Genomic DNA, 13,462 nt, shown 5'->3' with positions numbered 1-13,462 from the left:
CCTCGGGGGCGAGCAGCCCTTCGGCGTGGCAGGTCCACGACTCGCCGGCGTCGACGCTTTCCGGACGCGACCACACCCGCACCTCGCGCTGCCCGGAACCGTCGGGGGCCCCGACGACGACCTGCACCTGAACCGCTCCCCGCTCGGGCAGGACCAGCGGCGCTTGGAGCATCAGTTCATTCAGCTGCCCGCAGCCGACCTCGTCGCCGGCGCGGACCGCCAGCTCGACGAAGCCGGTGCCTGGCAGCAGCACGGTTCCGCCGACGGCATGGTCGGCGAGCCACGGGTGGGTCCGCAGCGAAAGCCGCCCGGTCAGCATCGCACCGGACTCGGCCGCCAGATGCACCGTGGCGCCCAGCAGCGGATGTTCGGGCGCGACCAACCCCGCACCACCGACATCGGCGGCGGATGCGGGCGCCTCCAGCCAGAAACGCTGGCGCTGGAAGGCGTAGGTCGGCAGGTCGACGTGGCGCACGGCCCGGCCGGCGAACGCGGCCCGCCAGTCCACCGAGGCGCCCCTGGCCCAGACGCGGGACAGCGCGGTGGTGAACGTCGCCACCTCATCGTGCTCACGACGGGTGGTGGAGACAAAGGCGGCGGCGGTGTCGTCATCGTCCAGGCATTCCGTGCCCATGGCGGTGAGCGTGGCGTCCGGGCCCAGCTCGACGAACGTCGTCACCCCGGCCGCACGCAACGTGGTGATCCCGTCGGCGAACCGCACCGTGGCGCGGACATGGGCCACCCAGTAGTCGGCGCTGCCGATCTCCACCCCGGCCAACTCACCGGTCACATTGGAGATCACCGGCAGCGCCGGCGCACGATAGGTCAACGACCGCGCGACCTGCCCGAACTCCGCCAGCATCGGCTCCATCAACCAGGAGTGGAACGCGTGCGAGACGGTGAGCCGGCGAGTCTTCACACCCGCTTCGGTGAAGGTCTCCCGCAGCGCGTCGATGGCGGTCTCCTCGCCGGCGACCACCAGGGACCGCGGCCCGTTGACGGCGGCGATGTCGAGACCCTTGAGGTCTGCCGCGCGAACGGTCTCCTCCGACGCCTGAACCGAGAGCATCGCCCCACCGGACGGCAGCGCCTGCATCAACGACCCACGGGCGGCGACCAGTCGGCAGGCATCAGCGAGATCAAAGACCCCCGCCACATGCGCGGCCGCGATCTCACCGATCGAATGCCCGGCCACAAAATCGGGCCGCACCCCAAACGACTCCACCAACCGCCACAACGCCACCTCAACCGCGAACAACCCCGCCTGAGTGAACACCGTCCGATCCAGATCGGCGCTCGACTCGTCCGCAAGCACCTCGCCCAACGGACGCGGCAACAGACCCTCGAACCCGGCACACACCTCGTTCAACGCATCCGCGAACACCGGGAAGGCAACCGCAAGTTCGGCACCCATCCGCGCCCGCTGCGCGCCCTGGCCCGTGAACAACACCGCCAACCGGCCCTCGACCACCGACTCAGCGGCCAACGACCTCAGCCCGGCGACCAGTTCACCAGCGTCCCGACCCCACACCACCGCGCGGGAGGTCAACTCCGCACGCCCGGTGGCCAGCGACCAACCCACGTCCACCGGATCCAGCTCACCAGTGGCCGAAGCCAATCGCTCCGCCTGGGCGGCCAATGCCTCGTCGGTGTGGGCGGATATCGGCCAGGGCAGGACGGGGAGACGGTCACCCGGCAGCACCACCGCGCCCGGTTCGGCGTCCTGCGGGGCCTGCTCGACGATCACATGCGCGTTGGTCCCACTGATGCCGAAGGAGGACACTCCGGCGCGGCGCGGACGGCCCTCGTCCGTCGTCCACTCGCGTTCCTCCGTCAACAGCGACACCGCGCCGGCCGACCAGTCCACATGCTCCGAGGGCTCGTCGATATGCAGACTGCGCGGCAACACCCCCGCCCGCATCGCCATCACCATCTTGATCACACCCGCCACACCAGCCGCCGCCTGCGTATGACCGATATTCGACTTGATCGACCCCAACCACAACGGCTCACCACCATCAACCCGCTCCTGCCCATACGTAGCAAGAAGCGCCTGAGCCTCAATCGGATCACCCAACGTCGTACCCGTGCCATGCGCCTCCACCGCATCCACATCACCAGCCGAAAGCCCCGCATTCGCCAACGCCGCCCGAATAACCCGCTGCTGAGACGGACCATTAGGCGCCGTCAAACCATTCGACGCACCATCCTGATTAATCGCCGAACCCCGCACCACACCCAACACCCGATGCCCATTCCGCCGAGCATCCGACAACCGCTCCACCAACAACACACCCACACCCTCACCCCACCCCGTACCATCCGCACCCGAAGCAAACGACTTACACCGACCATCAACCGACAACCCACGCTGCCGCGAAAACTCAACAAACGTCCCCGCCGTCGGCATCACCGTCACACCACCGGCCAACGCCAAATCACACTCACCACTACGCAACGCCTGCGCCGCCAGATGCAGAGCCACAAGCGACGACGAACACGCCGTATCAATCGTCACCGCGGGACCCTCAAGACCAAACGTATAGGCCAGCCTTCCGGAGACCACACTGCCCGAGGAGCCGGTGCCGACGAAGCCCTCGATCTCCTCGGGTATCCGGCTCAGCCGGGTGGCGTAGTCGAAGTACATCGCGCCGGTGAAGACGCCGGTGCGGCTGCCCCGCACCGACTCCGCCGGCACCCCCGCCCGCTCGAACGCCTCCCAGGAGGCTTCCAGCAAGAGCCGCTGCTGCGGATCCATGGCCACTGCCTCGCGCGGGCTGATCCCGAACAGTTGCGGGTCGAACTCCGCCGCGTCGTAGAGGAATCCGCCCTGCCGGGTGTAGCTGGTGCCATGCCGGCTGGGGTCCGGGTCATAGAGCGCGTCGAGGTCCCAACCACGGTCGGTCGGGAAGGCGCCGATGGCGTCCGCGCCGCTGCTCACCAACTCCCACAGGTCCTCGGGGGAGTTGACCCCGCCCGGGTAGCGGCAGGCCATCCCGACGATCGCTATCGGCTCGTCCGAGACGTCTCTGCTGACAACGGTGCCAGCGCCCGCGTCCAGGCCGAGCACCTCGCTCCGCACAAACGCGGCGAGCAGCACGGGAGTCGGGTGGTCGAAGACGAGGGTGGCCGGCAGCCGCAGGCCGGTGGCGGCGCCCAGCCGGTTGCGGAGTTCGAGCGCGGTGAGCGAGTCAAAGCCCAGATCCTTGAACTGCCGCGCGCCATCGACCTCGTGCGCACCGCCGTGTCCGAGGACGGCCGCGACCTCCGTGCGGACCAGATCGAGGACAAACCTGTCCCGTTCCACCGGCTCCAGGCCGGCCAGCTGGCGCCGCAGCGCCGACTCCTCCAGCCGGGCGCCGCCGAGGCCGGCGGCCGTGCGCCGCGCGCGCCGCACGCGCACCAGTCCGCGTAGCAGTTCGGGGACCGGGCCACGGAGCGCCAACGCGTTGAGCGCCGGCAGGTCGAGCGGGTTGGCCACGAGCAGGGCGTCGTCGACGGCGCCGGCCGAGTCGAAGAGGGCAAGCCCCTGCTCGGTGGTCAGCGGGACCATCCCGCCCTGCGCCATCCGGGACCGGCTCTGCCCGTCGAGCTGTCCGGTCATGCCGCTGGTCTCGTCCCACAGTCCCCAGGCCAGGGAGGTGCCGGGCAGGCCGAGCCCACGACGGTGGGCAGCCAGCGCGTCCAGGAAGGCATTGGCCGCCGCGTAGTTGGCCTGGCCGGCGTTGCCGAAGACGCCGGCCGCCGAGGAGTACAGCACAAACATCGACAGATCGATATCGCGGGTCAGCTCGTGCAGGTTGACCGCCGCGTCCACCTTGGGCCGCAGCACCCGCAGGAGACGTTCCGCGCTCAGCGAGGCGAACAGCCCGTCGTCCAGCACGCCGGCCGCGTGCACCACACCGGTCAACGGGTGCTCGGCGGGCACCCGTTCCAGCGCCTCGGTCAGCGCGTCGCGGTCGGCCGCGTCGCAGGCAACGATCTCGACGGTGGCGCCGGCCTCGGCCAGTTCGGCGATGAGGTCGGCGGCGCCGGGCGCTTCCGCGCCCCTGCGGCTGGTCAGCAGCAGCGAGCGGACGCTGTAGCGGGCCACCAGATGCCGGGCGAGCACCGCGCCCAGGGTGCCGGTGCCGCCGGTGATCAGAACGGTGCCGTCGGTGTCCAGGTTCGCCCATGGCATGGGGGCGCTCGCCGCCTCATCGCTGACACGGGCCAGCCTGGGCACCAGCACCGTGCCACGGCGCACCGCGACCTGCGGTTCGCCGGTGGCGAGCGCGGCGGCTACATCGGAGTCCCGGTCCGGGACGGCCAGGGGGTCGAGGTCGACGAGAACCAGCCGGCCCGGGTTCTCCGACTGCGCCGAACGCAGCAGCCCCCAGACGCCGGCGTGGTCGAGGCCGGACATGTCCTCGCCCGGGTGCACGGCGACGGCGCCCCTGGTGACCACGGCCAGACGCGAGTCCAGCAGGCTCTCGTCGGCGAGCCAGTCCCTGACGGTCTCCCAGGCCCGCACGGTCGCGGCGGCCACACGTTCCGCCGTGCCGGTGACGGTCGGATCCGCGGACGTCTCCTCGTCCGCGAGATGCCGCACCACGGTGGGCGGCGCCTCGGCGGCGCCGTCACCGGCCTCGGCGGCCGTCCATTCCAGCCGGAACAACGAGGCGCCGGTGCCGGCGTCGGCCAACTGCTCGGGCGACACCGGTCGGACGATCAACGACTCGATATTCGCGACGAGTTGACCCGCCGCATCGGCCACCTGGATCGCGAGGGCGCTGTCCCCGGCCGGCAGCAGTCGCGCCCGGACGGCGGCGGCGCCCGACGCGGCGAGCGTCACCCCGGACCAGGCGAACGGCAGCCGCAGCGAGCCGTCGTCGGCGCCGGCCAGCCGGCCGGCGTGCAGCACGGCGTCAAGCAGCGCGGGGTGGATGCCGAAGCGGGCGGCCGCTGACTGCTCCTCGTCCGGGAGCGCGACCTCGGCGAAGATCTCGTCGCCGCGCCGCCAGGCGGCCCGCAGACCCTGGAACACCGGCCCATACCCGTAGCCGGCCTCGGCGGCGGACGGGTAGAGGTCGGAAACGTCCAGCTCCTCGGCGTCGGCGGGCGGCCAGACCGTCAGCTCAGCGGCCGCGACCGGCGGCGCCTCGTCGTCATCCTCCGACACCAGCACGCCATCGGCGTGGCAGGTCCATGCCTCGTCGGGCGAGGCGTTCTCCGGCCGGGACCAGACATGGATCTCGCGCTCCCCGGTCCTGGTGGCCGCGCCCACCAGCACCTGGACGGCGATGCCGCCGCGCTCGGGGATGACGAGGGGCGCCTGAAGGGTCAGCTCGTGCAGCCGGGTGGCGCCGACTTCGTCGCCGGCGCGGACGGCCAGCTCGACAAATCCGGTGCCGGGAAAGAGGATGCTGCCGCCCATGGCGTGGTCGGCCAGCCAGGGGTGGCTGCTGAGGGAGAGGCGGCCGGTCAGCATCGCGCCGCCCTCGGCGGCCAGCGTGACGGCGGCGCCGAGCAGCGGGTGGCCGGCCGCGACCAGGCCGGCGGAGCCCACATTCGCCGCGCCGCCCTCTTCGCGCAGCCAGTAGCGGCGGCGCTGGAAGGCATAGGTCGGCAGGTCCACCTGCCGGACGGCCCGGCCGGCGAACGCCGCCCGCCAGTCCAGCCGCGCGCCACGCGCCCACACCCGGGAGAGCGCGGCGGTGAACGTGGCCACCTCGTCGCGCTCCCGGCGGGTGGTGGGAACGAACGCGGCCGTCGTGTCGTCCTCGGCCAGGCACTCCGCACCCATCGCGGTGAGCGTGGCGTCCGGGCCCAGTTCGAGGAACGTCGCCACCCCGGCGGCCCGCAGCGTGGGGATGCCATCGGCGAACCGGACGGTGGCGCGGACATGCGCCACCCAGTAGTCGGCGGTGGCGATCTCGATGCCGGCCTCCTCGCCGGTGACATTGGAGATCACGGGGACGGCGGGGGCGCGGTAGGTCAACGATTCGGCGACGTCCTGGAACTCCGCCAGCATCGGCTCCATCAACCGCGAGTGGAACGCGTGCGAGACCGTCAACTTCCGGGTCTTGAGGTCCTTTTCGGCGCACAGGGTGGCCAGCCGCTCGATGGCGGCCTCGTCACCGGCGACAACGACGGACTGCGGTCCGTTGACGGCGGCGATATCCAGCTCGGTGAGATCGCGGACGGCCTCCTCCGACGCCTGGACGGAGAGCATCGCGCCACCCGACGGCAACGCCTGCATCAACGACCCACGCGCCGCCACCAGACGACAGGCATCAGCCAGATCAAAGACCCCCGCCACATGCGCGGCCGCGATCTCACCAATCGAATGCCCGGCCACAAAGTCGGGCCGCACCCCAAACGACTTCACCAACCGCCACAGCGCCACCTCAACCGCGAACAACCCCGCCTGAGTGAACACCGTCTGATCCAGATCAGCGCTCGACTCGTCCGCAAGCACCTCGGCCAACGGACGCGGCAACAACCCGTCGAACCTCGCACACACCTCGTTCAGCGCCTCCGCGAACACCGGGAAGGCAGCCGCCAGTTCGGCACCCATCCGCGCCCGCTGCGCACCCTGACCCGTGAACAACACCGCCAACCGGCCCTCGACCACCGACTCGACCGCCAACGACCCCAAACCAGCCGCCAGTTCACCGGCGTCCCGACCCCACACCACGCCCCGGGTCGACAGCTCAGCACGGCCGGAGACCAGCGACCAACCCACATCCGCCGGGTCCGACTCCCCCGCCAGCGCGCCAAGTCGCTCGGCCTGGGCCGCCAGGGCGTCCGTGCTCCGCGCGGACACGGGCCAGGGCACCAGGGGCAGCGCATCACCCGGTAGCACCACCGCGCTCGGTTCGGCGTCCTGCGGGGCCTGCTCGACGATCACATGCGCGTTGGTCCCACTGATGCCGAAGGAGGACACTCCGGCGCGGCGCGGACGGCCCTCGTCCGTCGTCCACTCGCGTTCCTCCGTCAACAGCGACACCGCGCCGGCCGACCAGTCCACATGCTCCGAGGGCTCGTCGATATGCAGACTGCGCGGCAACACCCCCGCCCGCATCGCCATCACCATCTTGATCACACCCGCCACACCGGCCGCCGCCTGCGTATGACCGATATTCGACTTGATCGACCCCAACCACAACGGCTCACCACCATCAACCCGCTCCTGCCCATAGGTAGCAAGAAGCGCCTGAGCCTCAATCGGATCACCCAACGTCGTACCCGTGCCATGCGCCTCCACCGCATCCACATCACCAGCCGAAAGCCCCGCATTCGCCAACGCCGCCCGAATAACCCGCTGCTGAGACGGACCATTAGGCGCCGTCAAACCATTCGACGCACCATCCTGATTAATCGCCGAACCCCGCACCACACCCAACACCCGATGCCCATTCCGCCGAGCATCGGACAACCGCTCCACCAACAACACACCCACACCCTCACCCCACCCCGTACCATCCGCACCCGAAGCAAACGACTTACACCGACCATCAACCGACAACCCACGCTGCCGCGAAAACTCAACAAACGTCCCCGCCGTCGGCATCACCGTCACACCACCGGCCAACGCCAAATCACACTCACCACTACGCAACGCCTGCGCCGCCCAATGCAGAGCCACAAGCGACGACGAACACGCCGTATCAATCGTCACCGCGGGACCCTCAAGACCAAACGTATAGGCGACGCGGCCGGAGAGGACACTGCCGGAATTGCCGGTGCCGAGGAATCCCTCGACATCGTCCGGGACTTCGCGCAGGCGGCTGGCGTACTCGTGGTACATGACGCCGGCGAAGACGCCGGTGCGGCTGCCGCGCACGGACTCCGCCGGCACCCCCGCCCGCTCGAACGCCTCCCAGGACGCCTCCAGCAGCAGCCGCTGCTGCGGATCCATCGCCAGCGCCTCGCGCGGCGAGACGCCGAAGAACGACGCGTCGAACTCCGCCGCGTCATAGAGGAATCCGCCCTCGCGGGTGTAGCTGGTGCCATGCCGGCCGGGCTCCGGGTCATAGAGCGCGTCGAGGTCCCACCCACGGTCGGTGGGGAAGGTACCGATGGCGTCACCGCCGGAACCGACCAACCTCCAAAGGTCCTCCGGGGAGTTGACCCCGCCCGGGTAGCGGCAGGCCATCCCGACGATCGCGATCGGCTCGTCGTGCACGGCGGCCAGCGGCAGGGTGGCGGGGGCGCCGGTCTCGTGACCGCCGACCTCGTCGTGGACGAAGGCGGCCAGGGCGGCCGGTGTGGGGTGGTCGAAGATCAGGGTGGCGGGCAGCCGCAGACCGGTGGCCATGGTCAGGCGGTTCCGCAGTTCGACGGCGGTCAGCGAGTCGAAGCCCAGTTCGTTGAAGGGGCGTTCGGCGTCCACCGCGTGTGCGTCGGCGTGGCCGAGGACCGCCGCGATATGCGAGCGCACCAGGTCGAGCACGAGCCGAGCGCGGTCGGGCACGTCGAGGCCACGCAGCTGCTCGGCGAGCGGGGAGTCGGCGCCGGCCCCTCCGGTGGCGGTGCGGCGGCCGGGGGCGCGGGTGACGAGCCCCGACAGCAGCGGAGGCACGCCGTCGGCGGCGGCGCGGGCGCGCAGCGCGGGCAGATCGAGGCGGACGGGGACCAGCAGCGCGTCGTCGGTGCCCAGGGCGGCGTCGAGGAGTTCGAGCCCCTGGTCGGCGGTGAGCGGCAACAGTCCGCTCTGGGCCATCCGGGACCGGCTCTGCTCGTCGAGCTGCCCGGACATGCCGCCGTCCTGCTCCCACAGGCCCCAGGCCAGCGAGGTGCCGGGCAGGCCGAGCCCACGACGGTGGGCGGCCAGCGCGTCCAGGAAGGCGTTGGCCGCCGCGTAGTTGGCCTGGCCAGGGCCGCCGAAGACGCCGGCGGCCGAGGAGTAGAGGACAAACAGGGACAGGTCGGCGCCACGGGTCAGCTCGTGCAGGTTGACCGCCGCGTCCACCTTGGGCCGCAGCACCCGCCGCACCTGTTCCGGCGTCAACGAGCCGACCAGCCCGTCGTCCAACACGCCGGCCGCGTGCACCACGCCCGTCAGGGGGAACTCCACCGGCACCGCGCTGAGCGCGTCCGCGAGCTGCGCGCGGTCGGCCGCGTCACAGGCGACGATCTCCACCCGGGCGCCCAACTCGACCAGCTCGGCGGTGAGTTCGTCGACTCCCGGGGCGTCGGCGCCGCGCCGGCTGGTCAGCAGCAGCGAACGGACGCCGTGCCGCACCACCAGATGGCGCGCCAGCAGCGCGCCCAGGGTGCCGGTGCCGCCGGTGATCAGCACCGTTCCGTCGGGGCGGTGGGCGGTCGGGGGGTTGGTGTCGGCGGCCGTGGCGTCGACGCGGGCGAGTCGGGAGCCGTAGGGCTGGTCCTCGCGGATCGCGGTCCCCGGTTCGGCGCAACCGAGGGCGGCGGCGATGCCGGCGGCGGCGTCGGCGGTGGGGTCGAGGTCGAGATCGACCAGCACGACGCGGCCCGGGTTCTCCGTCTGGGCGCTGCGCACCAGTCCCCAGACGGCGGCGGCGGCCGGGTCGGAGATCTGGTCGGCGGGGTCGGTGGCGACCGCGCCCTGGGTGACGACGGCCAGCGTCGAGCCGGCGAGGCCGGGGGCGGCCAGCCAGGTCTGGACGGTGTCGAGCGTCCGCAGCACCAACTCCTCGGCGGAGCGCGCCATTCCGTCGCCGCCGGTGGCCTGCACCGGGTGGATGACCACGGACGGCGGGGCGGCGTCGGCGGCCAGCAGCGCGGCGACATCGGGGTGGGCGGGAAGGCCGAGAGCGAAGGTGTCGGCGCCGAGCACGGCCCATTCGGTCGCCGGCGCCACGGGCCGGCTCGCGGTGACGGGCCGCCAGTCCAGCCGGAACAGTGCGTCGCGGGTGGCGGCGGAGGCGACGGCCAGCTGGTCGGCCGACACGGGGCGCGTCACCAACGAGGCGACGTCCAGGACGGGGCGTCCCTCGCCGTCGGCGATCTGCAGGAACATGCCCTCGGTGCCGGTGCGTCCCAGGCGGACGCGCACCGCGTCGGCGCCGACGGCGCGCAGCGCGACGCCGGACCAGGCGAACGGCAGCCGCAGCGCGTTGTCGTCGCCACCGGCCAGCCTGCCCGCATGCAGTACGGCGTCGAGCAGCGCGGGGTGGATGCCGTAGCGGCCGGCCTGGGCGCGCGCGTCCTCGGGGAGGGCGACCTCGGCGTAGACCTCGTCGCCGCGCCGCCAGGCGGCGCGCAGGCCCTGGAACACCGGGCCATAGCCGTAGCCGGCCTCGGCGGCGGCCGAGTAGAAGTCGGCGAGGTCCACCGGCCTCGCCCCGGCGGGCGGCCAGGCTGACAGCTCGAACTCGCCCGCGTTCGTGGCTGGTTCGTCCTGGTCGAGGACGCCGTCGGCGTGGCAGGTCCACGCCTCGTCGGCCTCGGCGTTCTCCGGGCGGGAGTAGATCCGCACGGGACGACGTCCCTCGCCGTCCGGTGCGGACACAAGCACCTGCACCTGGACGGCGCCGCGCTCGGGCAGCACCAGCGGCGCTTGAAGGGCCAGCTCGTGCAGGTGTGGGCAGCCCGCCTCGTCGCCGGCGCGGACGGCGAGTTCGACAAAGCCGGTGCCCGGGAAGAGGATGCTGCCGCCGATGGCGTGGTCGGCGAGCCAGGGGTGGGTGCTGACGGCGAGCCTGCCGGTCAGCATCACTCCGCCCTCGGCGGCGAGGGAGACGGTGGCGCCCAACAGCGGGTGCCCGGCGGCGCGTTGACCAACGCCGGCCGGGTCGCCGCCGGTCTCGTGCTCCAGCCAGTAGCGTTCCCGCTGGAAGGCGTAGGTCGGCAGGTCCACCTGCCGGACGGCCCGGCCGGCGAACGCCGCCCGCCAGTCGACGGACGTTCCGCGCGCCCACACCCGGGAGAGGCCGGCGGTGAACGTCGCCACCTCGTCATGCTCGCGGCGGGTGGTGGGAACGAACGCGGCCGTCGTGTCGTCCTCGGCCAGGCACTCCGCACCCATCGCGGTCAACGTGGCATCCGGACCCAACTCAAGGAACGTCGCCACCCCGGCGGCACGCAACGCGGTGATCCCATCGGCGAACCGCACCGTGGCCCGCACATGCGCCACCCAGTAGTCGGCGGTGGCGATCTCCTCGCCCGCCTCCTCGCCGGTGACATTGGAGATCACCGGCAGAGCGGGGGCGCGGTAGGTGACGGACTGGGCAACCTCCTCGAACTCGCCCAGCATCGGCTCCATCAACCGCGAGTGGAACGCATGCGAAACGGTCAACCGCCGGGTCTTCACGCCCGCTTCGGCGAACTCGGCCCGCAACGCCTCGATAGCGGCCTCGTCACCGGCGACAACCACGGACTGTGGACCGTTGACGGCGGCGATATCCAGACCGGTGCGCTCACGAACCGCCTCCTCCGACGCCTGGACGGAAAGCATCGCGCCACCCGACGGCAACGCCTGCATCAACGACCCACGGGCGGCGACCAGTCGGCAGGCATCAGCAAGATCAAAGACCCCCGCGACATGGGCGGCCGCGATCTCACCGATCGAATGCCCGGCCACAAAATCAGGCCGCACCCCGAACGACTCCACCAACCGCCACAACGCCACCTCAACAGCGAACAACCCCGCCTGAGTGAACACCGTCCGATCCAGATCGGCACTCGACTCGTCCGCAAGCACCTCGCCCAACGGACGCGGCAACAACCCATCGAACCCCGCACACACCTCGGCCAATGCTGATGCGAACACCGGGAAGGCAGCCGCCAGTTCGGCACCCATCCGCGCCCGCTGCGCACCCTGACCCGTGAACAACACCGCCAACCGACCATCAACCAGCGACTCAACCGCCAACGACCCCAAACCAGCCGCCAGTTCACCACCATCCCGACCCCACACCACCGCACGCGACGACAACTCAGCACGCCCCGAAACCAACGACCAACCCACATCCACCGCATCCAACTCACCCACCACACCCGCAAGCCGCGCCCCCTGCGCCACCACCGCATCCACACCCCGCGCCGAAAGCACCCACGGCACCACCGGCAACGCATCACCCGCCACCACCACCGGCTCCGCCGAGGCGTTCTCGGGTGCCTGCTCCAGGATGAGGTGCGCGTTGGTGCCGGAGACACCGAACGCGGAGACTCCGGCGCGGCGTGGGTGGTCCGTCTCGGGCCAGTCGCGGCGTTCGGTCAGCAGCTCGACGGCGCCGGCGGACCAGTCCACATGTTCCGATGGCGTGTCGACATGGAGGGTCGGGGGCAGCACGCCCGCCCGCAGGGCCATGACCATCTTGATCACGCCGGCCGCGCCCGCCGCGGCCTGGGTGTGGCCGATGTTGGACTTGACCGATCCCAGCCACAGCGGCTGGTCGCCGTCCCGCTCCTGACCGTAGGTGGCGAGCAGCGCCTGCGCCTCGATCGGGTCCCCGAGCGAGGTGCCGGTGCCATGGGCCTCGACGGCGTCCACATCGGCGGCGGTGAGCCGGGCGCTCTCCAACGCCTGGCGGATGACGCGCTGTTGGGAGGGGCCGTTGGGCGCCGTCAGTCCGTTGGAGGCACCGTCCTGGTTGACGGCCGAGCCGCGCAGCACGGCGAGCACGGGGTGGCCCTTGCGACGGGCGTCGGAGAGGCGTTCGACCAGGAGCAGGCCGATGCCCTCGGCCCAGCCGGTGCCGTCCGCCGACGAGGCGAACGGTTTGCAACGGCCATCGGCGGCGAGGCCCCGTTGCCGGCTGAACTCGACGAAGACCCCGGGGCTGGGCAGCACCGTGACGCCGCCGGCGAGCGCCATCTCGCATTCGCCGTTGCGCAGCGCCTGAGCCGCCAGGTGCAGCGCCACAAGCGACGAGGAGCAGGCCGTGTCGATCGTGACGGCCGGGCCCTCAAGGCCAAGGGTGTAGGCGACGCGGCCGGAGAGGATGCTGGTGGCGACACCCGTCATGGAGAAGCCCTCGGCGGCCTCCGGCACATGAAGGGTGTCGATATAGCCGAAGTGCGCGCCGCCGACGAAGACGCCGGTGCCGTGGCCCTTGAGCGAGGTGGGCGCGATACCGGCCCGTTCGAACGCCTCCCAGGCAGTTTCCAGCAGCAAACGCTGCTGGGGGTCCATGGCCAGCGCCTCGCGGGGTGAGATGCCGAAGAAGTCGGCGTCGAACTCGGCCGCGTCGTAAAGGAATCCGCCCTGGTCGGCGTAGCTGGTGCGGGGGTGGTCCGGGTCGGGGTGGAACAGTTCGTCCAGATTCCAGCCACGGTCGGTCGGGAAGTCACCGATGGCGTCGGTGCCTTCGACGACGAGTCGCCACAGGTCCTCGGGGGTGTTCACCCCGCCGGGGAAGCGGCAGGCCATGCCGACGATCGCGATCGGCTCGTTGCTCCTCGCCTCGGTGAGCTGCAGGCGCTGGCGGGTCTCCCGCAGGTCCGCCGTCACCAACTTGAGGTATTCGCGGAGCTTCGCTTCGTTGCTGGACAT

The 13,462-nt window shown here is 71.4% G+C and carries 1 protein-coding gene (cut by a window edge); it reads right to left on the bottom strand.

Features of this window, described 5'->3' with window-relative positions:
• A protein-coding gene (locus AOM46_RS35410; RefSeq protein ID WP_062212858.1) for a type I polyketide synthase crosses the window boundary here: on the bottom strand, positions 1 to 13,462 show its beginning. It extends 14,873 nt beyond the left edge of the window; the window shows 13,462 of its 28,335 coding nt (coding positions 1–13,462); it begins with the start codon at positions 13,460 to 13,462; the stop codon falls past the left edge of the window.

The sequence above is a fragment of the Streptomyces sp. NBRC 109706 genome (assembly GCF_000974485.1).
Taxonomy (GTDB): Bacteria; Actinomycetota; Actinomycetes; order Streptomycetales; family Streptomycetaceae; genus Streptomyces.
The sequence above is the reverse complement of the archived record's forward strand: the minus strand, read 5'-3'. Positions and strand labels throughout refer to the sequence as shown.